Below are 26,162 nucleotides of genomic sequence, written 5' to 3' on the forward strand. Positions count from 1 at the left end.
GGTCCGGCATGCCGCCAAGCCTGAACGTCCTCCTCCGCAGCCGCGCACTGAAGCTGCGCCTCGTCGTTCCCGACGCCGGGTCCCCGGTCCTGGATGGGCCCGTCAGCTGGGTGCACAGCTCCGACCTGGAGGACCCCACGCCATTCCTCGACGCCGGACAGCTGCTGCTCACCGACGGAACCCAGTTCCCGGTGGAGGGCGGGTTCCGCACCGGCTATGACGGGTACGTGGGACGCTTGGTGAAGCACGGCATCGCGGGCCTGGGCTTCGCCACACAGGTGATCCACGGGACGCTGCCGCCGGCCTTGGAGGAAGCCTGCCGGAACCGCGGGCTTCCGCTGCTGGAGGTTCCGGACAGGACGCCGTTCATCGCAGTCATCCGCATGGTGGCTGACTACCTGGCCAAGGAGGAGCACGCACGGGCGGAATGGTCCCTGCAGGCGCAGCGTGCCATCTCCCGGGCGGCCCTGCGCCCTGACGGGCTGACCTCGATCCTCGGCGAGCTGGAACGCCAGCTGCACAGCTGGGTGGCGCTTTACGACGCTGCCGGCAATTACGTGCGGATGCCCAGGAACCGCCCCGTTCCTTCCGACATCGCCGGCGACGTCACGGCGAAGGTCCGCAGCGCCCTGGACCTGGGGGCCCGTTCCGCCTCGCACCTGGACATCGCGGGCCAGTCGGTGACGCTGCAGACCCTTGGCCGGAAAGGCAGCCTCCGCGGCGCGCTGGTGCTGGGTGCCATCGAACCGCTGGACCCGGCGAGGACGGACATCGTCAACAGCGTGATCGGCCTGGCCAGCCTGGCGCTGGAGCAGGCCCGCACCCTGGACACGGCTCGCAGGCATCTCCGCGCGGGCGTCTTCGAGCAGCTGCTGGCGGGCAGCACCGACGTCGCGGTTAAAACGGCGCGGCAGGTGTGGGGCCAGCTGCCGCGGGATCCGCTGTTCGTGACCGCCTCGCGGCAGGAGAATCCGGCGCCGAACCTGCTCGAGGCACTGGAACTGCTGGCCGATGACCACCGGGGTGCCGTGTTCTACGCTCTCCGCGGTGACCTTTTGGTGGTCCTGGCAGGGCGGCAGCACCAGGACAAGGTCCTGGAACTGCTGCAGCGGCACGGTGTCTGCGGCGTCTCCTCCGAGACCGCCATGGAGGCGCTGCCGGGCGCCCTTGAGGAAGCCAGGCGCGCGCTCCGGCGCGCCACAGAACTGGGGAGGGCCGCCGTCGAGTTCTCCGAACTGTCCGACGGCGGGATGCTGGGTTTGCTGCGGGAGGAAAAGGCCGGGCCTGTGGCCCGGGGACTGCTGCAGCCGCTCATCGCTCACGATGCCGCGGAGCAGACGGACCTGCTGGCCACCGTCCGGGAATGGCTCGCGAACGACTGCGTGTGGGACAAGACCGCCCGGCGCCTGGGCGTCCACCGGCACACCCTGCGGAACCGGGTGGACGCCGCCGGCCGCATTCTTGGCCTGAACCTTGACGGCATGCGCGACCGGCTGGAACTGTTCGCCGCCGTGCAGTTCCTGGAAGAAGCCCAATCGCGGAAGGGTTAGCCGTTTGACGGCACGATCTGAGGAAGGGTTTGGGGAAACCCGACAGGACCTGAGGAAGGGTTTGGGCAAACCCGACGAGACGTGAGGAAGGGTTTGAAAGAGGCAGGGCCTCCGGCGCGGGGATGTGCGCCGGAGACCCTGTCCCTTTATTCAGTTCCCTGGCTGACTTGTCAGTTCTGCGGGAAGCCGAGGTTGATGCCGCCGTGGCTGGGGTCGAGCCAGCGGGAGGTGATGGCCTTCTCGCGGGTGAAAAACTGGAAGCCCTGCAGTCCGTAGGCCTTGGAGCTGCCGAAGATTGAGTCCTTGAAGCCGCCGAAGGAGTAGTAGGCCACGGGCACGGGGATGGGGACGTTGATGCCGACCATGCCGACCTCGACCTCGTTCTGGAACCGGCGGGCTGCGCCGCCGTCGTTGGTGAAGATCGCGGTGCCGTTGCCGAAGGCGCCGGAATTGATCAGGTCCAGGCCTTCCTCGTAGCTGCGGACGCGGACCACGGCCAGCACCGGGCCGAAGATCTCTTCGGTGTAGACGCGGGAGGTGACCGGGACGTCGTCGATCAGGGTGGGGCCGAGCCAGAAGCCGTTCTCGTCGCCGTCTACGTTGATGCCGCGGCCGTCCACCACCACCTTGGCGCCGTCCTCGATGGCGACGTCGATGTAGGAGGCCACCTTGTCGCGGTGCTGCCTGGTAACCAGCGGGCCCATGTCGCAGTTGCGGCGGCCGTCGCCGATCCGCAGCGTGGCCATGCGGGAGGTGATCTTTTCGATCAGCTCATCGGCTACGGGCTCGACGGCGACCACCACGCTGATGGCCATGCAGCGTTCACCGGCGGAACCGAAGCCGGCGTTGATGGCGGCGTCGGCGGTCAGGTCCAGGTCGGCGTCGGGCAGGACCAGCATGTGGTTCTTGGCGCCGCCGAGGGCCTGGACGCGCTTGCCCTTGCGGGCGGCGGTCTCGTAGATGTACTGGGCGATGGGTGTGGAGCCGACGAAGGAGATGGCCTTCACGTCGGGGTGCGCCAGGAGGCCGTCGACGGCTTCCTTGTCGCCGTGCAGGACGTTGAAGACACCGTCCGGCAGGCCCGCTTCGCTGAACAGTTCGGCAAGCCAGTTGGCCGCCGTCGGGTCCTTTTCGCTGGGCTTGAGGACCACGGCGTTGCCGGCAGCGATGGCGATCGGCAGGAACCACAGCGGCACCATGGCCGGGAAGTTGAACGGGCTGATGATGCCCACGACGCCCAGTGGCGACTTGGTGGAGTAGACATCCACACCGCTGGAGACGTTCTCGGAGTGTTCGCCCTTGATCAGGTGCGGGAAGCCCGTGGCCAGTTCCACGACCTCGAGGCCGCGGGTGATTTCACCCAGTGCGTCGGAGACCACTTTGCCGTGCTCGGCGGTGATGATCTGCGCCAGCTCGCCCTTGCGCTCGTTCAGCAGCTCGCGGAACCGGAAGATGATCTGCTGGCGCTTAGTGATGGACAGGTCGCGCCAGGCCGGGAAGGCCTTCTGTGCGGAGGAGACGGCAGCCTCGACGTCTGCGGCATTGGCGAGCGCAACCCGCTTGGTCTCGATGCCCCGGGCGGGATCGAAGACCGGGGACGTGCGGTCGCCGGACGAGAGTGCTTCCGCTCCCCCGATCCAGTGGGACAGCACGGGAAGTTCCTGGTTTTCGGACACGCTGTTTTCGGACACGCTTCTTCTCGCTTTCGGGGGTGTGGGCAGGGGCGCCGTAGCGGCTTGCTAGCCACCGTAGTTGCGCGGCACCCTGGCAGGCTGCCGACATTTGTCATGCACATCCGGCATGGATCGACATATGTACACGCCCGACGGCGGGATGGCCGGCTCTACCGTGAGTGTCACCAGCGAGCCCAACCAGGAGAGTTCATGAAACGACCCAGCGCCTTCTCCACCACTGCGCGCGAGCCTGCCGCCGTCCGCACCGGAGAGCACTGCCCCCGAACCGGCTGGTGGTATCCGCTGCAGGCCGAACCGGCCGCCACCGTTCAGGCGCCAAGGTTCGTGGGCCAGGGAAGCGTCATGCCGGCGGTCGACGGTTCACCCTCCGAGTGGCTGCCGGCCCTGGGCAGCTGACGGCCACGACATTCTGCCAGAAATCCCGGCACCCCCATTTACGCGCGCGCGCGAAGCCGGTAGAGTTTGTCTGACAATCTGCACTTTAGGCAGATCAAAACCTAGCAATTGGGGAAGCGCATGGCCGAACCGCACCTGTCACCCGAACCGGCGAGCCTGCCCGTGAGAATGTCACCTGTGGCCTCTGTTTCCCGCCGGGATGGCGTGGTCAATGAAATCCGCCGTGCGGTGGTGCTCGGCACCATCAAACCGGGCGAAAAACTCACGGAAGTCCAGCTGTCCGAGTGGCTCAACGTCAGCCGGCCCACGGTCCGCGAGGCACTCAACCAGATGGCGCAGGAAGGCCTGCTGGTTCAGGAACCGTACCGCGGGCTCCGCGTAGCCTCCCTGGACACGGCCGCAATCATGGACTTGGCGAACACCCGCATGGCCCTGGACATGCTCGCGGTCACCGCGATCATTGAAGACGAAACCGGACGCCGGATGCGCATGGTCGAGGAAAGCTGGGCCGAGTACAGCCGCGTGGAGATGGACCCGGATCCGGTCGTGCGGCATGAAAGCCACGTGGCCTTCCACCGCAAGCTCTGGGCCGCATCCGAGAACGCGCTGCTGCTGCGCCTCTGGCCCGTCACCGAAGCACACGTCACCATCATCCTCGCCCAGGACCAGGCCACTCGCGCAGACCCCGTGCGCGCCCACCGCGTGCACGAGAAGCTGGTGAAGGCCATGCGGACCAAGGACCTTGAGGTCATCAGGAAAGCTTTCACGGAACACACCATCGACAGCGCCAAGGAACTCATAGCGCTGCTGGACAAACAACAGTAGCTGGACCAACACAAGCAGAAGGAGTACCTGCCCATGAAGATTCTTATCGTCGGTGCAAACGGCCTGCTCGGCTCCGCGGCGGTCGCAGCACTTAAGGGACGGCACGAGGTCATCGAGGCCTCCCGCTCGAGCGACATCAGCGTGGACCTGACCGAACCCGAGTCGATCCGGCGAATGTTCGACCAGGTAGGCACCGTGGACGCCGTCATCTCCTGCACCGGCTCGGTTCCCTTCAAGCCGCTCGCCGAGCTCACCGACAAGGACTTCAGGTCCGGCATTGAAGACAAGGTCCTTGGCCAGGTCAACTTGGTGCAGCTCGGCGCAGAGTACATCTCCGACGGCGGCTCCTTCACGCTGACCAGTGGCGTCCTCGCGCGCGAGCCAATCCTGACCGGCGCCGCGGCGTCGCTGGCCAACGGCGCCCTCGAGTCGTTCGTGATGGCCGCCGCCGCAGAGTTGCCTCGCGGCATCCGGATCAACGCCGTCAGCCCTACGGTCCTTGCCGAGGCTTCCGGCTACCACGAGTTCTTTGCGGGATTCTCACAGGTGCCCGCCGAGGAGGTTGGCCGCGCCTTTGTGAAGTCGGTTGAAGGCATCCAGACCGGCCAGGTCTTCGCGCTGGACTAGGCACCTGTAAACGCAGGCGGCACCGCCCCCGGGGGCGCCTTGACGCGAGGCATCCGGGCTGAGTGGCGCCCAGAACCCCCGCCGCCACATATTAGAACGGCGGGGGTTCCGGCTGCCGGAACGGATACGCTGCCCTGCCGACGTCCGCCGGTTCAGTCCTGTAATTCCTGCCCAGGGGTGACTGCCACTCAAGCTCCCCGCTTGGTGACAACTGCCTGTAGCTCCACACGCCGATGGACTTCAGCGCGTGGTGCTTTCGGCAGAGCATAGCCAGGTTGCTGGCGTCGGTAGTACCGCCATCCTGCCACTCGATGGTGTGATCCGGTTCGCAGACGATGGCCCGGCGCGTGCAGCCCGGGAACCGGCAGGTCCCGTCACGGCAATGCAGGTACCGGCGCAGCGCCTTCGGTGGACGGTAGACGCTGCGGCCCATGCCGAGTGCCTGGCCCGTAGTGAAATCCGCGAAGAGCCGCTGCCATGCAGGCGCGATGGCCGCCAAGCGGCTGGCTGTTGCAGCATCGATGGGGCCATACCCTTCGAGTTCAGCCATACCGGATTCGGCCGGTTCAGCTGATTCGGCACCAAGTACATCGCCGCCGGGCACGATCCTGGCGCCCAGGACGGACCCGACAGGGATAGTCACCACGACCTCGGCGCGGAATGCCCCGGTTTCCCGCACGTCAGATCCGCTGAAGAACTCGCCAGATCCACCAACAGATTGCTCAGATCCACCAAAAAGCCGGTAAGCGAGCGCATCCGCCCTGAGCTCCGACAGCGTGCTGGAATCTGACGCAGGATGCGGCGCAGGAGCACCTCCGCTCTCTGCAGCCTGTGCACTGGCCTGCCGGGCGTCACGGTCGAGTCCATTGAAAATGGCCATCCCAACTTCCGCCGGAAGAAACGCGGAAAGCGTGCACATGCCGTCCGGCTCGGCCCTGAACCAAACGCCGCGCTCACGCTGGGCGGCTTCCTTGCGGGCAGCGAGGCTTTCGGGGTGAAGTCGCTCGCGCAGCCGCCGCAGGCATGCTCGCAATTCGGATGGCGTGCGACGTCTGCCATGCCGCGTCAGCGTGCGCTGAAGGGCCATCGTGGCGAATTTCTCGGCCTGCCCGGCCGGGAGGGAGCGGGCTTGGTCGAGAATGATCCGGGCGTGCACCTCGGAGATCTCCCCGGCCTCGACCGCCTCGAGGACTCCCCACTGGGACGTCGCAAGATCCCCGGCATCATGCAGCAAGCGCGCGGCCGTGCCTTCCGTCAGAGCGCAGGCCGTGGACACTTCGGAGACGGCCAGCGCATGGGCCTCGTCCCCGGCGAACCGCACCGGTTGGCTCTCTTTCCGCCGGGGAGATTCTTCACCGATCGCTTCTTCGACCCGGGCCAGGGCACTCATTTTCTGTGCTGTTGCCCAGGCAATGAGCCTGCCGGTCGATTCCACCACGCTGAGCGCATCGTCGGCAGAGAGGAAGGATGGAAGCGGCAAGCTCACCGTGCCAACCAACGGCGAATCCTCCTTGTCCGTGAAGTCGACAGCCGGAACCCACGCATCGTCATCAGCCACGAATACCTGGTCTTCCACGCCTGCCCCTTCCCGGAATCCATGCCCCGAACTGTGCGGGACTATCGCCTGCCTGACACTTTCAGACTAGGGCGAGGGTCTGACATTTAAAGTGCGTGCGGGCGTCGGGCAGTCGACAGGACGGCAACTTCCCGGCCGGCAACGGGAAATTTACATTTGCCCGCAGTCTCACCACCTTCACCGCGCCGTCCCGGAAACCTGCAGCGTCCGCATTTCCGCAACATTTCCTCCTAAACGGAGGTCGGCGAAAAAAGCACTGGACGTGGTAAGGGTCACAACGCTACTGTTGAAGCAGAACGCAGATTGTTTGACAATAAAACAACCAAACTAGGACGGCGGGATTCGACTCAGGCCGCCCCTCACCTCCCCAACCGGCAGCGTCCAGCCCAGCCGGACACCCAATTCCTTCGAGCTGCGGACGGCCGCTGAGTGCGGCCACCAGCCCGGCAACCCATTCCCGTAAAGAGGGTTTAGAAATGACAAAAACAAGCAAGATCGTCCTAGCTGTCCTCGCCATCGCCGTACTGTCAATCGCTGCAGGCTTCTTCGGCAGCGGCTTCCGCGGCAACACCGCCTCGGCTTCGTCCGGCTCCGCGCAGGGCACGTTCATCGAGGAAATCAAGAAGCGCGGCGAGCTCCGCGTCGGCGTTGCCATCGCACCGCCCATGACTCTCCAGAAGCCCGATGGAACCCTCGGCGGGCCCAACCTGATTCCCCTCGAGGAGCTCGCCAAGCAACTCAACGTCAAGCTCGTTCCCGTCCCCGCTGAATGGAAGAATATCGTGGCCGGCCTGCAGGCCAACCGCTACGATTTTGCCGCCTACCTCGACTACACCGTGGAGCGCGCGCTGGCGATATCCTTCACCAATCCCGTGTACGAGTACCCCGGCGTATTCGTAGTGAAGGCCAATTCCCCGCACTCCACATCAGAGCAGATCATCAAGAGCGGCGGGCAGATCGTCACCGCCCAGGGATCTGCTCCTGAAGCTACCCTCAAGGGGCTGACGTCCAAGATCACGCCCATGGACTCCTACTCCAACGCCGTTTCCGCCCTCCAGGCAAACCGTGCCGTCGCGGAATTCGCCGACCTGCCCACCGCCGAGTCCCAGGCGCAGGCCGACCCCTCGCTGAAGATTGTGGTTCCCGAGCCCGCCATCTACTCCGGCACATCCGCCTACGGCGTTCCTGCAACCATCGATGCGCGGTCAATGGAGATCATCAACATCGCCATCGAACGCGCGCAGAAGAGCGGCAAGCTCTCCCAGGCCTACGCCGAGGTCAAGTACTTCGATGTTGACAACCTCGGCGACCTCCAGAAGAAGTAATCACCAGGCGATCATCCGATGAACTACAACTTCGACTGGGACGTGGTTGCCCGGGCATTGCCTGCAATGATGCAGGGCCTGGGAATCACCGTCCAGATCACACTCATCACCATCGCCATCAGCATGGTCCTCGCCGTCCCCGTGGCTGTGGGACGCATGTCCAAGATCGAGGTCATCCGTTGGGCCGCCCAGGCCTACATCGAGGTTTTCCGCTGCACGCCGCTGCTGGTCCAGCTGTTCTGGATCTTCTACGCCATGCCGGCACTGACCGGGGTCACCCTGCCCGGCGAGGTCTCCGCAGTCATCGCACTGACGGCCAACCTCACCGCCTTTATGGCCGAGGCCTACCGCAGCGGATTCCAGTCGGTGCCCGTTGAACAGGTCGAGGCGGGACGGATGCTGCAGCTGAGCCGCTTCCAGCAGCTACGCTACATCATCGTGCCGCAGGCCCTGCGCCAGCAGCTGCCGGTGATCCTGTCGCTGAACATCTCGCTCTTCAAGGACACCGCGCTCGTCTCCACGATCGCCGTCGCCGACCTGATGTTCATCTCGAACACGATCTCCTCCCAGACGTACCGCTCCCTGGAGGTCTTCACCCTGGCCGCCTTCGTCTACTTCGCCATCGCCTTCCCGGTATCCCTGGCCACCAGTGCACTGGAACGCCGGATGCAGAACAGCTCCGGCATGGGCGCCGCGCCGCCCAGGAAGCTCATGGCCCGCATGATGCCGGGTTCCCGGACGCCAGGCTCCGGCACCCCGGGCCCGCAGACAACGGGCCCGCAGACAACGGGCCCGCAAACAACGGACCCGCGGACGGCGGTGCCGGCATGAGCCACTCCGCACTGAGCCAGCCACCAGCCGGCACGCAGCTTTCCAGCCGCCGGCCGAAGGACAATGATGGAAGCGAACAGAAGGGCACCCCGGTGACAACTCTGGAGCAGATCGCGGGCCGCACCGGCAACGGACAGGTCCTGGTGGAGGCCCGCGGCCTCCAGAAGAGCTTCGGCGAACGGAAGATCCTCCGGAACGTTGATTTCCAGATGAACAAGGGCGACATCACCGTCATCATCGGCAAGAGCGGTTCCGGCAAGTCCACCCTGCTGCGGGCCCTGGCAGGACTCACGGACCCCGATGAAGGCCAGATCGTCGTCGACGGCCAAACCGTATTCGCCGGGCAGCAGCGCACCAAGGAATGGGACAGTGTCCGTTCGGAAGTGGGCATGGTGTTCCAGACCTACACGCTCTGGCCGCATATGAACGTGCTGGACAACCTGGTGCTGGCACCGCGCAAGACGCGCGGGGCCGGAGCAAAGGAGTCCCGCGACCGGGCTGAGTCTGCGCTGGCCGAAGTGGGCATGGCGCACCACATCCTCAGCAAGCCCACCCAGCTCTCCGGCGGTGAGCGGCAGCGCGTCGCGATCGCCCGGGCCCTGATGATGAAACCCAAGCTCCTGCTTTGTGACGAGATCACCTCCGCCCTTGACCCGCCCGTCGCGGCCGAGGTCCTGGATGTGCTGCGCCGCCTGAAGGAGGAGGACGGCATCGCGGTGGCCCTCGTAACGCATGACATGGCCTTCGCCTCCAAGGCCGCCGACCGCGTGGTGTTCTTCCACAACGGCGAAATCGCGGTCAACGCCACCCCGGAGGCCGCGTTCGACAAATGCGACAACCAAGACCTCAAGAAGTTCGTGGATGCCGTCCGCTTCTAGCCCGGATGGGTTAAATAGCAGACCAGGAAAGGAAACATTGTGCACACCGTTGTAGTAGGCGGCGGCGTTATCGGCCTGACGCAGGCCTACCACCTTGCCCGGGAGGGGGAGGAAGTTACCGTCATCGATGCCCGGGCCACGGGCTTGGGCGCTTCGAAGGTCAACGCAGGCTGGATCTGCCCGGCGGAATCGGCACCCGTGCCGGGACCCGGCGTCGTACTCAAATCGATGAAGTGGATGTTGCGCCCGGACAGCCCGCTCTACATCCGGCCTTCCCTTGATCCGTCCTTTATACGGTTCATGCTGGGCATGTGGCGCAAGTCCAACGCCCGTGACCAGCGCGCAGGATTTGAGGGTCATCTCCGCCTCGCCGCCGACACCCTCCAGATCTTTGACGAGTACCGCGCCGACGGCATGGACTTCGAGATGCACACGGACGGACTGCTCATGGCATTCATGGAGCAGGACAACTTCGACCACCACATCGACAACCTGGACCTGGCGTCGCAGTACGGACGCGAGCCGAAGGTGCTGGACCGCGACGCAGTGCACGAGCAGGAACCGCTGCTCACCGACGCAGTCCTCGGCGGCATCTACTTCCCGCAGGAGCGGCACGTCGACCCGGGTGCGATGGCCACGGCGCTGCACCGCCGGCTGGCAGCGATGGGCGTGCGGATCGTGGAGGATTCACCCATTGATGCTGTTGAGCGAAACGGGGACCGGGTCACCGCAGTGCACAGCGGCGGAAACCGCTACACCGCTGACAACTTCGTCCTGGCCGCCGGCGCCTGGAGCGGGAACTTGTCGAAGCAGTTCGGGGCGGCACTTCCCGTGCGTCCCGGCAAGGGCTACAGCGTTGAGGTTCCTGCCCTGGGCCTGCGCAGCGCGGTCAATCTGTGGGACGCGAAGGTCGCTGTGACTCCCTTCAACGAACGCCTCCGGCTCGCCGGCACCATGGAGTTCGGCGGACTCGACGAAAAGATCAACCAGGTCCGGGTCGACGCGATCCTGCGTGCTCCCGCGAAGTACTTCCGCGACTGGCAGCCGCCTGTCACCAAGCCGGCGCCGATGGCCGGCATGCGGCCCATGACTCCGGACGGCCTGCCGGTCATAGGCCACCTCGGACACCTGCAAAACACCTATGTTTCCACCGGCCACGGAATGATGGGCGTCACCCTCGCACCAGGCACCGCCGCAGCCCTCACGAACCTGATCGTGCACGGCAGGATGGCACCCACCCTTCAGCCGTTCAGGGCCGACCGCTTCAGCGGCGGCCAACGCCGACAGCTGGCCCCTGCCCTTTAAATCTTCACCCACTCGAAAGGAACACCATGTCACGCACCAAGAAGGACCTCCGCGGCATCCTTGCCGCCGTCACCACTCCGTTCACCGAGGACGGGTCTGCCATCGACGAAGCAGCACTGCAGCACCAGGTCGAACGCCTCGTCACGGCCGGAATCCACGGCATCGTGCCCACCGGCACAACCGGCGAATTCACCACACTGTCAGGTGATGAGTACCGCCGCGTCATTGATCTCTACGTCAAGGGCGCCGACGGCCGGATCCCCGTCATCGCCGGCATCGGCGCGCTCTCCACCCAGGCTGCAATCGACCTCGCCCAGCACGCCGAAACCGTCGGTGCCGACGCAATCATGCTGGTCCCGCCGTTCTACGATCCGCTGGACTTCACCACCCTGAAGGCCTTCCTGTCCGCCGTCGCGGAATCGATCAGTCTGCCGATCGTCTACTACAACGTCCCCGGCGCCACAGGCATCCGCCTCACTGCCGCGGAACTGGCCGAACTCGGCAGCATCGACGGGGTGGACTACATCAAGAACACGTCTGACGACGCCGTCGGCCTGGCAGAGCTGCTCGCCAACCACACGGGCAGCATCAAGGCCTTCAACGGCTGGGACACCCTGACGTTCTTCGGCATCGCCTCCGGCGCCGAAGCCTCCGTCTGGGGCACCGCCGGCGTGGTCCCGGAACTCGCCGTCGAATTCTGGGAGGCCCTGGCCGAACAGAAGGACCTGGACCGCGCCCGCGAACTATGGAAGCACCTCTGGGCCATCAGCGACTTCCTCGAGTCCGTCAACTACGTCGCAGGCATCAAGGCAGGCCTGGAACTCATCGGCCAGCCCGTGGGCCCGGCCCGCCTGCCGATCCTGCCCCTGCCCGCCGAGGAACGCGAACGCTTCGCCGGCATCCTGCAGAACGCCGGCGTCATTCCGGCAGTGGCAGCATGAGCACCCGCTCCACCGGCAGGCTGGCCCTGGACGCCATCGAGGTGCATGCGGAGGGCGAGCCGGGACGGATCCTGACCAACGCCGCCGCGCTCGTGCGGGGCGGGACGATGGTGGAGCGGCTGCAGTACTGCAAGGAACACCTGGACTGGCTGCGCCGGCTCATGCTGCATGAGCCGCGCGGCTACCCGGGCCTGTGCTCGGTGATCATCCTGCCCGCGGTGAACGAGGGCTCCGATTTCGGCATCGTCGTCCTCGAACAGGGCGGCTTCACGCCGATGTCCGGGTCCAACACCATCTGCGCCGTCACCGCGGTGCTGGAGGCCGGCATCGTCCCGGTACGGGGACCGGAAACCACCGTCACCATCGACACCGCGGTCGGTACGGTGCAGGCGGTGGCGAGGGTGCACGAGGGCAAGGTCCTCTCCGTGACGGTGGTGAACGTCCCGGCGTTCGTCGTCGAACTCGACTTCCCGCTCCAGGTGCCCGAACTCGGCACGGTGCCGGTCGACGTCGTGTTCGGCGGCCAGTTCTTCGCCCAGGCGCGGGTCGCCGACATCGGGCTGGAACTGCACCCGGACAACGGCAAGGAACTCGCACGCGCCGGCGCCCTCATCAAGATGGCCGCACTGGAGCAGATCCAAGTCAACCACCCGGACAATCCGCTGATCGCCGGCGTCAACCTGATCATGCTGCACACCGGCGACCGTGTCCCGGGCCGGCAGGACCGCAACACCGTGGTCCTGTCCAACGGAAAACTTGTGCCCGGCGACCCGTCCACCTGGACCGGCGCGCTGGACCGCTCCCCCTGCGGAACGGGAACCAGCGCCCGCATGGCGGCGCTGCACGCCCGCGGCCAACTCGGGATCGGGGAGGACTTCTCCCACCACAGCATCATCGGCAGCGAATTCATCGGCCGCCTGACAGGCACGACGACGGTCGGCGGCCGGGACGCGGTCCTCCCCACCGTTACGGGGCGGGGCTGGGTGACCGGGCACAGCCAGTGGATCCTGGACCCCACCGACCCGTTCCCGTCCGGCTACACCGTGGGCGACATCTGGGCGCCCGGCGCCTAGACGCCACCATTCTTTAGACCTACTGAAAGCAGGAGTTGTGAGCCAGTTCATTAATGGCAAGCTCGTCGAAGGCACCACCGGGGAAACGGTGGACGTCATCGACCCGTCCAACGGGACCGTCATCGAAACCATCACCCTCGCCGGCAGCGACGACGTCAAACAAGCCGTCCAGGCCGCGCGGGACGCGTTCCCGGCCTGGTCCCGGGCCACCCCGGCCGAACGGTCCGCTGTGCTGACCAAGTTCGCGGCCCTCATGGAGGAGCGTGCCGAAGAATTCGCGCAGCTGGAATCCCGGCAGGCCGGCAAACCGATCCGGCTTACCACGGAGTTCGACGTCCCGGGCACGATCGACAACATCGCCTTCTTCGCCGGCGCCGCCCGCAACCTCGAAGGCAAGGCCACCGGCGAATACTCCGCGGACCACACTTCCTCCATCCGCCGCGAAGCGATCGGCGTCATCGGCTCCATCTCCCCGTGGAACTACCCGCTGCAGATGGCCGCGTGGAAGATCCTGCCCGCCATCGCCGCCGGCAACACCATCGTGTTGAAACCCGCCGAAATCACCCCGCTCACAACCCTGCTGTTCGCCCAAGCAGCCACGGATGCCGGGGTCCCCGACGGCGTCATCAACGTCATCACCGGCCGCGGCTCCACGGTGGGTGGAGAGCTCCTGCGCCACCCCGATGTGGACATGCTCTCCTTCACCGGCTCCACCACCGTGGGCCGCACCGTCCTGGACGCCGCCGCCACCACCGCCAAACGCGTCCACCTCGAGCTCGGCGGCAAAGCACCGTTCGTCGTGTTCGACGACGCCGACCTCGACGCAGCCATCCACGGCGCCGTCGCCGGATCCCTGATCAACACCGGCCAGGACTGCACCGCCGCTACCCGCGCCATCGTGCACCGCTCCCTGTATGAACGGTTCATTGAAGGCGTCGCCGGCCTCTACGCCAAGGTGAAGCTGGGCCCCACCGGCGACCCCGCCACCGACCTCGGCCCGCTGGTCTCCCGCAAACACCAGGAAACCGTCGCCGCCATGGTCGACCGCGCCCGCGGCTACGCCCGCGTCATCGGCGGCGGCATCCCCGACAAAGAGCACGACGGCGAACTGGCCAGCGGCTCCTACTACCGCCCCACCCTGGTTGCCGACGCCACCCCGGACAGCGAAATCTTCCGCGACGAGGTCTTCGGCCCCGTCCTCGCCGTCACCCCCTTCGACACCGACGACCAAGCCATCAACCTCGCCAACGACACCCCGTACGGCCTCGCCGCCTCCGCATGGACCAAGGACGTCTGCCGTGCCCTGCGCGCCACCCGCGAAATCCGCGCCGGTGCCGTCTGGGTCAACGACCACATCCCGATCATCAGCGAAATGCCCCACGGCGGCCTGAAGCAGTCCGGCTTCGGCAAAGACATGTCCACCTACTCCTTCGACGAATACACCGTGGTCAAGCACGTCATGTTCGACCTCACCGGCGAACAAGCCAAGCCCTGGCACCGGACCGTTTTCTCCCTGGAGGACTAAGACAATGACGACGACGGGACCCACCAACCGCTTCGACGGCAAGCGGTTTGTGGGAAAGACAGCCCTGGTCACCGGGGCTGGCGGCGGCATCGGCTCGGCCATCGGCCGGCGTCTGGCCGCCGAAGGCGCGCACGTGTTCATCTGCGATGTCAATGAGACGGCGGCAAAGGAAGTGGCCGAGGCATTGTTCAGCGAAGGTCTCTCCGCGGAGCCGCTGGTCTTTGACCTCCTCGACCCCGAGGCTTCCGAAACCGCGGTCCAGCGGATCATTGATTCACGCGGCCGGCTCGACGTCCTGGCCAACAATGCAGGCGTCAACCGGCGCGGGGACCTGCTCTCCCTCACCGAGGACGACTGGGATCTGTCCTTCGCCGTGAATGTCGACTCGCTGTTCCACCTCTGCCGGGCCGTGCTGCCGCACATGATCACGGCCGGGGGCGGGTCCATCGTCAACACGGCCTCGCAGTGGGGCCTCTACCCGGCCCCCGGACATATCGCCTACAACGTGTCCAAGGCCGCCGTCGTCGCCTTCACCAAGAACCTGGCCCGCGATTACGCGCCGAACAACATCCGCGTCAACGCCGTCGCGCCGGGCGAGGTCCACACGCCCATGCTCGAAGCCGGACTGGCCCGCAGCGGCCGCACCGTGGCCGACCTCGACGCGCTGGTCCCGTTCGGGCGCATCGGCACGCCGGAGGAAATCGCCGCACTCGTGGCATTTCTGGCCTCCGGCGAGGCACCTTACATCTGCGGGTCCGTCATCGAGATCACCGGCGCGCAGGCCGTCGCATGAGCGGCATGCTGGCCGGAAAGACGGTGCTCGTCACCGGCGCGTCGCGCGGCATCGGCCGGGCGGCGGCGGTGGCCCTCCACCGCGAAGGGGCGCACGTTGTCCTGCACTACGGCAACGACAAGGACTCCGCGCAGGCAACGGCGGACCGCCTCGGTGCGCAGGTGAGGCTGGTGCAGGGCGACCTGCGCGATCCTGCTGAACGCCGGCGGGTGTGGACGGAGGCTGCCGCGTGGCGGGACGGCGTCGACGTCCTGGTCAACAACGCCGGAGCCTGGCTCACCTCGGATATCGACGGCGACAACGCGTGGCAGCAGGGCTGGCAGGCCAACTATGAGCTCAACCTGCTGGCCCCTGCCGACCTCTGCAGGGAAGCCATCCTCGGGTTCCGAAAGCGGGGCGGCGGCATCATCGTGAATGTCACCAGCCGCTCGGCGCACCGGGGTGATGACGCCGGGCACCTCGCCTACGGCGCGGCGAAGGGCGGGCTGCTCGCCCTCACAAAGGGCATCGCCCGCGGCTACGGCAAGGAGAATATCCTCGCCTACGCCGTGGCCCCAGGCTGGGTCGCAACCGACATTTCCGCCCACATCTCCCCCGACGACCCGATGCTCGCCGGCCTGCCCCTTGGTGAAGTCACACCGCCGCAGGACGTCGCCGAAGTGATCGCGTTCCTGGCCTCCGGCCGGTCCCGGCACACGACCGGGGCAACCATCGACATCACGGGCGCCGACTACGTGCGGTGACCGGCCGCCGTCGTTCTTCTTCCAAACACTCCCGAGTTTTTGTCCAGATAATGGCCCCAAACGTGCCCTGAAGTCGCGGTATCTGGACAAAAACTCCCTGCCGAAAGGAAAACCGTGAGGTTCAGCCGCATGCTCAACGTCGTGGACGCGCACGCCGAAGGTGAATCCGGCAAGGTCGTGGTCGGCGGCACCGGCCCGGTGCCGGGGCGACGACGTTCGACAAGATGCTCCATTTCTCCGAACATCTCGACCACCTGCGCAAGCTGCTCCTCTGCGAGCCGCGCGGCGCCGTATGGCACAACGCGAACGTGGTCCTGCCGTCCAGCAATCCTGACGCCGACTTCGGCTACATCATCCTCGAGTCCACGGAGTACCCGGCGATGTCCGGCTCCAACACCATGTGCGTGGCGACGGTCCTCCTCGAGACGGGGATGCTGCCGATGACGGAGCCGGTGACCCGGCTGGCCCTGGAGTCGCCCGCCGGCCTGATCCGGATCGAGGCTGCATGTGCCGACGGCAAGGTGGACCGGGTGAAGCTGGTCAACCAGCCGGCCTTCGTCTACCACCAGGACGCCAAGATCGACGTGCCGGGACTCGGGAAGGTGACCGTCGACGTCGCCTATGGAGGCATGACGTTTGCCTTTGTGGACGCCGAGTCCGTTGGGATACCGCTGGATATCAGCCGCGAAGCTGAGCTTTATGACCTTGGGCAGCGGATCAAGAAGGCCGCAGCGGAGCAGCTGGAGGTCTCGCATCCCCTTAATCCGCGGATTCCCGGCATCACCAATGCATCCTTCACGGGACCGCTGCTGCGCGAGGAGGGTCCGGACGGCGAAGAGATCGTCAGGTCCGCCAATGCCGTGATTGTGTCGCCGGGCCGTTTGGACCGCTCGCCCTGCGGGACCGGAACGTCCGCCAGGCTGGCGCTGCTGCATGCCCGCGGCGAACTCGTCCCGGGTCAGCTGTTCCGGCACGAGTCCCTAATCGGCAGCCAGTTCGACGCGAGGATCGAGAGCACCTCAACCGTGGGTCCTTACAGTGCGGTGGTCCCCAGCATCTCCGGGCGCGCCTGGATTACGTCGTTCAACCAACTGGTCCTCGACCCCTCGGACCCGTTCCCGGAGGGATTCGTGGTGGGCAAGCCCTGGGAACCGGAGTACTGACATGGACCATGCGTGCCAGTGCGTCGCTACGGCTGATGTCGCAGGCCTGTGGGGTGGCGCAGGTTTCGTAGTCCGCGATCTGTGCGATGCGGCGCCTGTGCCGGGGGTCCTGCGTAAAGGGCTCCCGGAGGAAAAGGAGCGCAAGTTTCAGGCATTCCTCGGGCGTGTGTTCACGGGCCCCGATGGCTATGACGTTGGCGTCGTTGTGCTGCCGGGCCAGCCGTGCCGTTGACTCGTTCCAGACAAGGGCGGCACGAATGCCCCGGACCTTGTTTGCCGAGATCTGTTCGCCGTTGCCGGAGCCGCCGATGACGATTCCGAGGCTTGGCCGGTTGCGGCTGGTGTCGTGGGCGACGCCCTCGGCTGCGCTGATGCAGAAGCCCGGATAGTCATCCTGGGCGTCGTACTCCAGCGGCCCGTGGTCGACGACGTCAAATCCGAGGCTGGCCAGTTCCTGTTGCAGCGAACGGCTCAGTTCGAGACCTGCGTGATCGGTGCCGATGTGGACCCGGTAAGCAGTCCCGCGTCCAGTCGTTGATGATGGTTTGGTGGTCATCTGATCGCCTTCAAAGAGTTCTTACATCTAAAAGCTTTGCCCGGCGGAGCCGAGCTGCTGGGTGGCTTCGACAACGCGGGCCGCGAGGCCGGCCTCGGCGGAGGCGCCCCAGACGCGGGGGTCGTAGGTCTTCTTGTTGCCCACCTCGCCGTCGACCTTCAGCACACCGTCGTAGTTGCGGAACATGTGGTCCGCCACCGGACGCGTGTACGCGTACTGGGTGTCGGTGTCGATGTTCATCTTGATGGTGCCGTACGACACGGCGTCGGCGATTTCCTGGTCCGAGGAACCCGAACCGCCGTGGAACACCAGGTCAAACGGGTTCTCCTTGCCGATCTTGGCACCGACCTGGGCCTGGATGTCCTTCAGGATCTCCGGGCGCAGCTTCACCCCGCCCGGCTTGTACACCCCGTGCACGTTCCCGAACGTCAGGGCCGTGATGTAGCGGCCGTTCTCCCCGGCGCCCAGGGCGTCGACGGTGGCCAGGGCGTCTTCCACCGTGGTGTAGAGCTTCTCGTTGATCTCGTTCTCGACGCCGTCCTCCTCGCCCCCGACGGTGCCGATCTCGACCTCGAGGATGATCTTGGCTGCGGCGGTGCGGTCCAGGAGCTCACGGGCAATGCGCAGGTTTTCCTGCAGCGTCTCAGCGGAGCCGTCCCACATGTGCGAGTTGAACAGCGGGTTACGGCCGGCCTTAACCTCAGCCTCGGACGCGGCCAGCAGCGGCAGCACAAACCCGTCCAGCTTGTCCTTCGGGCAGTGGTCAGTGTGCAGGGCGATGTTCACGTTGTAGTTCTTGGCCACCTCACGGGCGAACGCCGCGAAGCCCAAAGAACCGGCCACCATGTCCTTCGTCGAGGCACCCGACCAGTACGCCGCACCGCCGGTGGACACCTGCACGATGCCGTCAGACTCCGCCTCGGCGAAACCACGCAGGGCAGCGTTCAGGGTCTGGGAAGAAGTGACGTTGACCGCCGGGAACGCAAAGCCGCCCTTCTTGGCACGGTCGATCATGTCGGCATAAATCTCTGGGGTTGCAATGGGCATGCTACTCGACCACCTCGCCGGTGGTTTCGAAGGCTGCGATCTTGCCGATGCGGCGTTCGTGGCGTACTTCGTTGGTGAACGGTTCGGCCAGGAATGCCTCGATCAGTTCAGTGGCTTCCGCAACGGAGTGCTGGCGTCCGCCTACTGCCACCACGTTGGCATTGTTGTGCTGGCGGGCCAGTTTGGCCGTGTCCAGGTTCCACGCCAGCGCTGCCCGCACGCCCTTGACCTTGTTGGCGGCGATCTGCTCGCCGTTGCCGGAGCCGCCCAGCACAATTCCCAGAGCGTCCACGCCAGCCGCCTGGTCGGCCACGACGGCGGCCGCGGCGTTGATGCAGAATGAGGGGTAGTCGTCCTCGGCGTCATAGACGGCAGGACCGTGGTCCACCATCTCGTAGCCGCTGGCTGACAGTGCCGTGATGAGGTGGGAGCTAAGCTCCATGCCGGCGTGGTCGGTTGCGATGTGAACGCGCATTAGTGGTCCTTCAGGCTTGTTGGAATACGACGTCGTTGGAGCGCTCTGCCTTCGCGGCGAAGGCGAGCTGGCCGTTGGTGCGGAGCGACTCGATGGCGTCGGCGGGTGAGGGCTTGCCGTACACGGATGACCCGGCAACGAAGACGTTGGCGCCGGCCTCGGCGGCGCGGACAATCGTTTCTTCCGTGATGCCGCCGTCCACCTGGATGGCGACGTTCACTCCGGAGCCGTCGACGGCGGCGCGGGCGCGGCGGATCTTGGGCAGCGTGACGTCCAGGAACGCCTGGCCGCCGAAGCCCGGCTCCACGGTCATGATGAGCAGCATGTCCAGTTCGGGGAGCATGTCCAGGTAGGGCTCCACGGGTGTGGCCGGGCGAAGCGCCATGCCTGCCTTGGAGCCGCGGGCCCGGAGTTCGCGGGCAAGTTTGATGGGAGCGTCGGACGCCTCGACGTGGAAAGTCACGGAGGCCAGGCCGGCGTCGGCGAACTGGGGTGCCCAGCGGTCCACGTTGGAGATCATGAGGTGCGCGTCCAGCGGGACGGGGCTGACCTTTTGGATCCGTTCCACGACGGGCAGGCCGATGGTCAGGTTGGGCACGAAGTGGTTGTCCATGACATCCACGTGCACGGCGTCGGCGTTGCTGATGCGGGCCAGTTCGGCCTCGAGGTTCACGAAGTCGGCCGAGAGGATGCTCGGGTTGATACAGCAATTCAGGGGTGAAGTGGACATGATGTCTGCCTTTCGATGATCAGGCGTGCCGTGATCAGGCTTTCGGTGGTCAGGGTGACGAGGGCGTGGAGACCCAAATGGGTCCCCACGCCCTCGAAACGGGTGGCGGCAGCCGGGCGGCCCGGAAGCCGCGCGTGGCTAGGAAGCCTTGCGGGCGGCGGCGAGAGCGCCTTCGACGTCGGCCAGCAGTTCCTTCCAGCTGGCCACGAACTTCTCCAGGCCTTCGGATTCGAGCAGGGCCACGACGTTGTTGTAGGACACGCCGAGGTGTTCGAGGGCCGTGAGGACGGTGTTCGCTTCCGAGTAAGTGCCGGTAAGGGTGTCGCCGGTGACCACGCCGTGGTCGAACGTGGCATCCAGGGTCTTCTCCGGCATGGTGTTCACGACGCCGGCGGCAACCAGTTCGGTGACGTAGAGGGTGTCCGGGTAGGCCGGGTCCTTCACGCCGGTGGAGGCCCACAGCGGGCGCTGCGGGCGGGCGCCGGCTTCGGCCAGGACTGCCCAGCGTTCGGTGGAGAACAGCTTTTCGTAGACCTGGTAGGCCAGGCGGGCATTGGCGACGCCGGCCTTGCCCTTGAGTGCCTTGGCTGCGGGAGTGCCGATCGCGTCCAGGCGCTTGTCGATTTCGGTGTCCACGCGGGAGACAAAGAACGAGGCGACGGAGTGGATCTTGGAGAGGTCGTGGCCGTTCTCCCTGGCCTGCTCCAGGCCGGACTGGAAGGCGTTGATGACGGCCCGGTAGCGCTCCAGCGAGAAGATCAGGGTCACGTTGACGCTGATGCCCTCGGCCAGGACAGCGGTGATGGCGTCCAGGCCCTCGAGCGTGGCAGGTATCTTGATCAGGACGTTTTCCTTGTCGACCTTCTTGTAAAGGTTCTTGGCCTCGGCGATGGTGCCGGCGGTGTCCCAGGCAAGGCGGGGGTCCACCTCGATGGAAACGCGGCCGTCCACGCCGTTGGTTGCCGCGGCGATCGGGGCGAACAGGTCGCACGCGTCGGCGACATCCGTCGTCGTGATTTCGAAGATGGTCTCCTCGACGCCGGCGCCCTTCGCCGAAAGTTCGGCGATCTTGGCATCGTAATCCGTGCCGGAGGTGATCGCGGCCTGGAAGATGGACGGGTTGGTGGTGACGCCCACAACGTTCTTCTGCTCAATGAGCTTCTGCAGGCTGCCGCTGTCGAGCCGTTCCCTGGAGAGGTCATCCAGCCAGATGGACAGACCTGCTTCGGAAAGCTGGGCGGTGGGTGTTGCATTGGTCATGGCTTGTTGCTTCCTTCAAAAATTGGGGAGGGTTTAGTTGGCTGCAGCGGCCAGGGAGTCCTTGGCGGCAGCGGCAACTGCTTCTGCCGTGATGCCGAACTCCTGGAACAGGCGCTTGTAGTCTGCGGAGGCGCCGAAGTGCTCGAGGCTGATGGAGCGGCCGGCGTCGCCGACGAATTCCTTCCAGCCCAGTGCGAGGCCGGCTTCGACGGAGACGCGGGCCTTGATCGCTGCGGGCAGAACCGACTCGCGGTAGGCGGCGTCCTGCTTGTTGAACCACTCGACGCACGGCATGGAGACCACGCGGGCGGCGATGCCTTCAGCCTGGAGCGCTTCGCGGGCCTGGACGGCGAGAGCGACCTCGGAACCGGTGGCGATCAGGATGACCTGGGCGTCAACGGTCTTGCCGTCCTTGGATGCCTCGGCCAGGACGTAACCGCCCTTGGCGACGCCGGCGGTCGATGCGAAGGTGTCGCCCTCGGCTGCGCCCGTTCCGCGGGCGAAGACGGGAACGTTCTGGCGGGTCAGGACAATGCCGGCCGGGTTCTCGGTGTTCTCCAGGATGGTCTTCCACGCGATGCCGACCTCGTTGGCATCTGCCGGGCGGACGACGTCCAGGCCCGGGATCGCACGCAGGGTGGAGAGCTGCTCCACCGGCTGGTGCGTCGGACCGTCTTCACCCAGGCCGATGGAGTCGTGCGACCACACATAGATGGACGGGACACCCATCAGGGCACCGAGGCGGATGGCCGGCTTCTGGTAGTCGCTGAAGATCAGGAACGTGCCGGAGAACGCGCGGGTCTTGCCGTGCAGGCTGATGCCGTTCACGATCGAGGCGGCAGCGTGCTCACGGATACCGAAGTGCAGGACACGGCCGTAGGGGTTGCCCTTCCAGGCTTCCGTGGAGCGGGAGGCCGGGATGAACGACGGCGAGCCCTCGATGGTGGTGTTGTTCGACTCGGCGAGGTCACAGGAGCCGCCCCAGAGTTCGGGCATGACCGGGCCGATCGCGTTCAGGACCTTGCCGGAGGCCGCGCGGGTGGAGACGTCCTTGCCGGCCTCGAAGACCGGCAGGGCGGCCTCAAGTCCGGCCGGGAGTTCGCGGGCTTCGACGCGCTCGAGGAGGGCGGCGGCTTCCGGGTTGGCGGACTGCCATGCCGCGAACGACTCTTCCCATTCGGAGCGGGCGGCTGCGCCGCGGTCCACTACCTGGCGGGCGTGGGCCAGGATTTCCTGGTCAACCTCGAAGGACTTGGCGGGATCAAAGCCAAGGACTTCCTTCAGCGCTGCGACCTCATCGCCGCCCAGGGCGGAGCCGTGGATCTTGCCGGTGTTCTGCTTCTTGGGGGCCGGGTAGCCGATGATGGTGCGCAGCGAAATGATGGACGGCCTGGAGGTCTCAGCCTTGGCGGCGAGGAGTGCGGAGTAGAGCGCCTGGATGTCCTCGACGTACTCGCCGGTCCTGGTCCAGTCAACGCGCTGGGTGTGCCAGCCGTAGGACTCGTAGCGCTTCAGGACATCCTCGGTGAAGGCGATGTCGGTGTCGTCCTCGATCGAGATGTGGTTCTCGTCGTAGACCACCACGAGGTTGCCTAGCTCCTGGTGGCCGGCCAGCGAGGAGGCCTCGGAGGTCACGCCTTCCTGGATGTCGCCGTCGGAGGCGATGACCCAGATGGTGTGGTCGAACGGGCTCTCGCCGGCGGGAGCATCGGCGTCGAACAGGCCGCGCTGGCGGCGCTGGGAGTAGGCGAAACCGACCGAGGACGCCAGGCCCTGGCCCAGCGGGCCGGTGGTGATTTCCACACCTGCGGTGTGCTTGTATTCCGGGTGGCCGGGGGTCAGGGAGCCCCAGGTGCGCAGCGCTTCCAGGTCCTTCAGTTCCAGGCCGTAGCCGGAGAGGAACAGCTGGATGTACAGGGTCAGCGAGGAGTGGCCCGGGGACAGGATGAACCGGTCACGGCCGATCCAGTCGGCGTCGCGCGGGTCGTGGCGCATCAGCTTCTGGAACAGCAGGTAGGCGGCCGGGGCCAGGCTCATCGCCGTGCCGGGGTGACCGTTGCCGACCTTCTCCACGGCGTCCGCGGCCAGAACCCTGGCGGTGTCCACCGCACGCTGGTCCTCGACTGTCCAGTCGAGTGTCGAATCTGTGGTGCTCTCAGCGATACGTGTCGCGGTTGCAGTCGGATTCACGGTATATCTCCTTTGATACGGTCATCGGCCGATAGCGGCCGGCCTCTGGTTGCTACCCATAATTCCGAAACAAATGGGTAGGGGTAACACTGTTTTCTGACGGTTTTTGGCTATACTTTCGGATGGGCGGATGTTTCGCCCGGTGGCTGTGCGAGGAAGCGCAGCCGCTCACCAGTCCAGAAGGAATTCACTATGTCCCTTTCAGACCTGCCGTGGCCTCTTCTGCAATCCGTGGCAGCATTGGCTGATGCCCCCCTCGCCCAGATTGCCGAGCGCCTGCGCGACGCAGCGCTTCCGCACCTGGGATGCAGCGCGCTGGTCATCTTCACCGAAGACTGCACGGGCCGCCCGCAGAAGAAGGCAGGCCAGGAAGACATCATTTCCCGGGTTTCCATCGCCGAGCTTGACGAGCTTCGTGCCGGCCTTTCGGATGAGACCCCGTGGCTCGGCGAAGCCGTGCTCGCCGGCCAGCCCAGGCCTGCGCTGGCCATGAAACACGGCCCCAGCCAGGCCATCCTGGTCCTCACCGATCCCCGTCCGGCAGATCCACGGGACAACCCGGGGCTGGAACTGCTGACGTACCTGTGGGGCATTACTGCCCGCCGGATCCAGGAAAAGGTGGCCGACGCGCCGCCGTCGTACCTCGCGGAATCGCGGGCGGCCTCGGCTGAACGTGTACGCGTGACGGCGGAACTGACCGACCTGCACTCCACGACCCTTGAGACCCTGCTCGCGGCCCTGCGTTCGTCCTCCCTGGACCATGCAACAGCACGCACAACGGTCACCGATCTAACTGCCAAGGCACTGGTTGGGCTCCGCACGCTCAGCGACCGTACGACGGATCTTGTGGAGGAGCCCGTCGCCAAAGCCTTTGAACGCCTGCGCGAGGACCTGCGGCCGCTCACCAGCTTCAGCGGAACCGAAGTGCAGTTCATCGAACCGCCGCTGAACGGCCGGGCACTTCCCGGCGAGGTTGCCCACGCGGCACGCGCGGTGGTCCGCGGACTGGTGCTGGCCATGATGGAGCAGCCCGAGGTCAGCAGGATCCGGACGCACTGGGACTGCGACGGCGAGAACCTGTTGATCAACGTGCGCGACGACGGCGGCGGCGCCCTCACCACCGAGGATTCGAGCATCAGCCGCCTGGACCGCCGGGTCCAGGCGCTCAACGGACATCTGCGGATGGACGTCATGCCGGGCTGGGGTGCCGACATCTTTGTCTCGCTCCCGCTGGACCTGCCGGCCCGCCCGGCCGGGGATGCGGCCGGATGGAACCTCGCCGCCCGGGAACTCGAGGTGCTCCAGCACCTCGCCGCCGGACACCGCAACCGCACCATCGCGTCCACCATGGGCATCAGCGAGAACACGGTCAAGTTCCACGTGCGGAACCTGTTCAGGAAGCTCGACGTCGGTTCACGCACCGAGGCGATTGCGCTGGCGCACAGCCACGGATTCCGGTAACCGGAGAAGTATTCCCCTGCCCCGGCTGAAGTGCCCGGCTCCGTCAAGGACGCCGGGCACTTCTGCGTCATGCCACCGTCGCGCAGCCGTCCGCGCATGCTGAGGCCCGTTTGTCCAGGGCTTGTCAGTCCGATGTGCATGGAGAGCTCTTTCCTTCAAAAACAACACTTTTGGGTAGGCGGTATCGGGCAGTCACGGCTTAGGCGGTCATGGTGGCGAACATGAGGGCCATGGTGGTGGCGCCGAGGGCTTCGAGGGCGTGTTCGGTGCGGGTGGAGTGTTTGCGGGTGTGGTGGGTGGTTGTTGTGGTGCGGCGGCGGAGGAGGAGGGTGAGGAAGGTTGCGGCGGCGGCGGCGAAGATGAGGGTGAGCAGGAGTGCGGGGGTGTTGCCGGGGCCTGCCAGTGTTGCTGTGCCCGGTGTGGTGGTGTGGGGTGTGGCGGTGTGGGCGGCTGCCATGGCGTGGTGGTGGGCGGGGATCGCCGTTGCTCCTGTTGGGGTGGCGGTGGTTGTGGTGGTGTGGGTGGTCATGAGGGCGATCATGGTGGCGGCGGCTGCCATGGTGAGGGCGTGGTAGGCGCAGGTGAGTCTGCCCTGGCTGCCGGCGCAGAGGAGTTTGAATTGGGGGCGGGCGACGGCCTGGAGGGTGAACCAGAGGGCGGCGCCGGCGAGGATGGTGATTTGGGCGAGGATGGTGGAGGGTCCGAGGTTCCAGAGCATGGCGGCCATGAGGGCGTTCATGAGGGCGTGCAGGGTGTTGTTGATCCGGTCGGTGAGGTGCCGGGCCCGGACTGCCTGGAGGAGGTTGTAGCTTCCGCCCAGGAGCAGGACGGCGGTGAGGGTCCAGGTAAGTGCGGGGATATTAAACACGCGGATCACGCCCTACTGTTTGTCGGGGTCGGATTGGTTGGGTCTAACCCGGGGTGGGCTGGATTCGGGCCCCAGTCCGGGTGCCGTCGGCGCCGGGGCCCGAAGTGTGGAAAGTCTTTGGATGCAGGCGGTCCCCGGGTGCTGCGGTGGGCAGCGCCCGGGGACCGGCTGTGTTCAGGTGGTTCGTGGAACCTTGCCTGGTTTAGTGGCTGTTGCTGGTGGAGCAGTGGCCGCTGTTGGTGGTGCGGGTTTCGGTGGGGAGGTTGAGGGTGGGGTTTTGGTTGAAGAAGCCGTGGGGTTCGAGCATGAAGCCGATGTTCTGGCGGGGCA

The 26,162-nt window shown here is 66.0% G+C and carries 23 protein-coding genes and 1 pseudogene; 15 read left to right on the forward strand and 9 right to left on the reverse strand.

The genetic code is table 11. The features are described from left to right. Positions 1 to 8 precede the first annotated feature (8 nt). A complete protein-coding gene (locus ACFUTU_RS00945) occupies positions 9 to 1,550 on the forward strand; it encodes a PucR family transcriptional regulator (RefSeq protein ID WP_377959894.1) in 1,542 nt (513 codons plus the stop codon). Positions 1,551 to 1,720: 170 nt separating this feature from the next. On the opposite strand, the gene ACFUTU_RS00950 is transcribed toward ACFUTU_RS00945, so the two are convergent. Next, positions 1,721 to 3,241: a CoA-acylating methylmalonate-semialdehyde dehydrogenase gene (locus ACFUTU_RS00950; protein WP_377959895.1), complete on the reverse strand. Its 1,521-nt coding sequence runs from the start codon at positions 3,239 to 3,241 to the stop codon at positions 1,721 to 1,723. 192 nt (positions 3,242 to 3,433) lie between these two features. On the opposite strand from ACFUTU_RS00950, the gene ACFUTU_RS00955 reads away from it, so the two are divergent. The 3 genes from ACFUTU_RS00955 to ACFUTU_RS00965 all read left to right on the forward strand — a co-directional run bounded on the left by ACFUTU_RS00955 (position 3,434) and on the right by ACFUTU_RS00965 (position 5,092). Then, positions 3,434 to 3,640 carry a hypothetical protein gene (locus tag ACFUTU_RS00955; protein ID WP_377959896.1) on the forward strand — a complete coding sequence of 69 codons (207 nt, stop codon included), beginning with the start codon at positions 3,434 to 3,436 and terminating at the stop codon, positions 3,638 to 3,640. 168 nt (positions 3,641 to 3,808) lie between these two features. Beyond that, on the forward strand, positions 3,809 to 4,465 hold the full coding sequence (locus ACFUTU_RS00960; RefSeq protein WP_377959925.1) for a GntR family transcriptional regulator: 657 nt from the start codon (positions 3,809 to 3,811) through the stop codon (positions 4,463 to 4,465). Positions 4,466 to 4,498: 33 nt separating this feature from the next. After that, the gene (locus tag ACFUTU_RS00965) at positions 4,499 to 5,092 is read left to right on the forward strand and encodes a short chain dehydrogenase (protein ID WP_377959897.1); all 594 of its coding nucleotides are present in this window, start codon (positions 4,499 to 4,501) and stop codon (positions 5,090 to 5,092) included. Positions 5,093 to 5,183: 91 nt separating this feature from the next. Here ACFUTU_RS00965 and ACFUTU_RS00970 read toward each other — a convergent pair whose 3' ends face one another. Beyond that, positions 5,184 to 6,668, reverse strand: coding sequence for a DUF222 domain-containing protein (locus ACFUTU_RS00970; RefSeq protein WP_377959898.1), 1,485 nt, complete (start codon positions 6,666 to 6,668; stop codon positions 5,184 to 5,186). Between the two features lie 476 nt (positions 6,669 to 7,144). Between ACFUTU_RS00970 and ACFUTU_RS00975 the strand changes: the two genes are divergently transcribed. From ACFUTU_RS00975 to ACFUTU_RS01020, 10 genes are all read left to right on the forward strand, one after another. After that, positions 7,145 to 7,993, forward strand: a complete 849-nt coding sequence (locus ACFUTU_RS00975; RefSeq protein ID WP_377959899.1) for a substrate-binding periplasmic protein — start codon at positions 7,145 to 7,147, stop codon at positions 7,991 to 7,993. 18 nt (positions 7,994 to 8,011) lie between these two features. Continuing rightward, positions 8,012 to 8,824, forward strand: a complete 813-nt coding sequence (locus tag ACFUTU_RS00980; protein WP_377959900.1) for an amino acid ABC transporter permease — start codon at positions 8,012 to 8,014, stop codon at positions 8,822 to 8,824. Next, positions 8,821 to 9,702, forward strand: a complete 882-nt coding sequence (locus ACFUTU_RS00985) for an amino acid ABC transporter ATP-binding protein (RefSeq protein ID WP_377959901.1) — start codon at positions 8,821 to 8,823, stop codon at positions 9,700 to 9,702. Before ACFUTU_RS00980 ends, ACFUTU_RS00985 begins: the two co-directional genes overlap by 4 nt. 39 nt (positions 9,703 to 9,741) lie before the next feature. Then, a complete protein-coding gene (locus tag ACFUTU_RS00990) occupies positions 9,742 to 11,007 on the forward strand; it encodes an NAD(P)/FAD-dependent oxidoreductase (RefSeq protein WP_377959902.1) in 1,266 nt (421 codons plus the stop codon). 26 nt (positions 11,008 to 11,033) lie between these two features. Continuing rightward, positions 11,034 to 11,948 (forward strand): dihydrodipicolinate synthase family protein, encoded by a 915-nt coding sequence (locus ACFUTU_RS00995; RefSeq protein ID WP_377959903.1) that lies wholly within the window; start codon positions 11,034 to 11,036, stop codon positions 11,946 to 11,948. After that, the gene (locus ACFUTU_RS01000; RefSeq protein WP_377959904.1) at positions 11,945 to 13,021 is read left to right on the forward strand and encodes a proline racemase family protein; all 1,077 of its coding nucleotides are present in this window, start codon (positions 11,945 to 11,947) and stop codon (positions 13,019 to 13,021) included. Before ACFUTU_RS00995 ends, ACFUTU_RS01000 begins: the two co-directional genes overlap by 4 nt. A gap of 37 nt (positions 13,022 to 13,058) precedes the next feature. Further along, the gene (locus tag ACFUTU_RS01005; protein ID WP_377959905.1) at positions 13,059 to 14,546 is read left to right on the forward strand and encodes a gamma-aminobutyraldehyde dehydrogenase; all 1,488 of its coding nucleotides are present in this window, start codon (positions 13,059 to 13,061) and stop codon (positions 14,544 to 14,546) included. Positions 14,547 to 14,550: 4 nt separating this feature from the next. After that, positions 14,551 to 15,339 (forward strand): SDR family NAD(P)-dependent oxidoreductase, encoded by a 789-nt coding sequence (locus ACFUTU_RS01010; RefSeq protein WP_377959906.1) that lies wholly within the window; start codon positions 14,551 to 14,553, stop codon positions 15,337 to 15,339. Then, positions 15,336 to 16,082 (forward strand): SDR family NAD(P)-dependent oxidoreductase, encoded by a 747-nt coding sequence (locus ACFUTU_RS01015; protein WP_377959907.1) that lies wholly within the window; start codon positions 15,336 to 15,338, stop codon positions 16,080 to 16,082. Before ACFUTU_RS01010 ends, ACFUTU_RS01015 begins: the two co-directional genes overlap by 4 nt. Positions 16,083 to 16,306: 224 nt before the next feature. Further along, entirely contained in the window at positions 16,307 to 17,245 is a 939-nt protein-coding gene (locus ACFUTU_RS01020) for a proline racemase family protein (RefSeq protein WP_377959908.1), read from the forward strand. A gap of 61 nt (positions 17,246 to 17,306) precedes the next feature. On the opposite strand, the pseudogene ACFUTU_RS01025 reads toward ACFUTU_RS01020, so the two are convergent. The 6 genes and pseudogenes from ACFUTU_RS01025 to tkt all read right to left on the reverse strand — a co-directional run. Further along, positions 17,307 to 17,801, reverse strand: a pseudogene (locus ACFUTU_RS01025) (ribose-5-phosphate isomerase); the annotation flags it as partial. Between the two features lie 27 nt (positions 17,802 to 17,828). Next, positions 17,829 to 18,848 (reverse strand): class II fructose-bisphosphate aldolase, encoded by a 1,020-nt coding sequence (gene fbaA, locus ACFUTU_RS01030; RefSeq protein ID WP_377959909.1) that lies wholly within the window; start codon positions 18,846 to 18,848, stop codon positions 17,829 to 17,831. Between the two features lies 1 nt (position 18,849). Then, positions 18,850 to 19,323 (reverse strand): ribose-5-phosphate isomerase, encoded by a 474-nt coding sequence (locus tag ACFUTU_RS01035; RefSeq protein ID WP_377959910.1) that lies wholly within the window; start codon positions 19,321 to 19,323, stop codon positions 18,850 to 18,852. A gap of 10 nt (positions 19,324 to 19,333) precedes the next feature. Beyond that, the gene (rpe, locus tag ACFUTU_RS01040) at positions 19,334 to 20,053 is read right to left on the reverse strand and encodes a ribulose-phosphate 3-epimerase (protein WP_377959911.1); all 720 of its coding nucleotides are present in this window, start codon (positions 20,051 to 20,053) and stop codon (positions 19,334 to 19,336) included. A gap of 138 nt (positions 20,054 to 20,191) precedes the next feature. Then, complete coding sequence (tal, locus tag ACFUTU_RS01045; protein ID WP_377959912.1) at positions 20,192 to 21,313, reverse strand: transaldolase; 1,122 nt, start codon at positions 21,311 to 21,313, stop codon at positions 20,192 to 20,194. A 33-nt stretch (positions 21,314 to 21,346) separates the two neighbouring features. Further along, positions 21,347 to 23,503 (reverse strand): transketolase, encoded by a 2,157-nt coding sequence (gene tkt / locus ACFUTU_RS01050; RefSeq protein ID WP_377959913.1) that lies wholly within the window; start codon positions 23,501 to 23,503, stop codon positions 21,347 to 21,349. Between the two features lie 192 nt (positions 23,504 to 23,695). Between tkt and ACFUTU_RS01055 the strand changes: the two genes are divergently transcribed. Next, a complete protein-coding gene (locus ACFUTU_RS01055; RefSeq protein WP_377959914.1) occupies positions 23,696 to 24,964 on the forward strand; it encodes a LuxR C-terminal-related transcriptional regulator in 1,269 nt (422 codons plus the stop codon). Positions 24,965 to 25,163: 199 nt separating this feature from the next. On the opposite strand, the gene ACFUTU_RS01060 is transcribed toward ACFUTU_RS01055, so the two are convergent. Then, the gene (locus tag ACFUTU_RS01060) at positions 25,164 to 25,832 is read right to left on the reverse strand and encodes a DUF5134 domain-containing protein (protein ID WP_377959915.1); all 669 of its coding nucleotides are present in this window, start codon (positions 25,830 to 25,832) and stop codon (positions 25,164 to 25,166) included. Between the last annotated feature and the right edge of the window lie 330 nt (positions 25,833 to 26,162).

It is taken from the genome of Arthrobacter sp. NPDC057388 (assembly GCF_042668165.1).
Classification (GTDB): Bacteria; Actinomycetota; Actinomycetes; order Actinomycetales; family Micrococcaceae; genus Arthrobacter.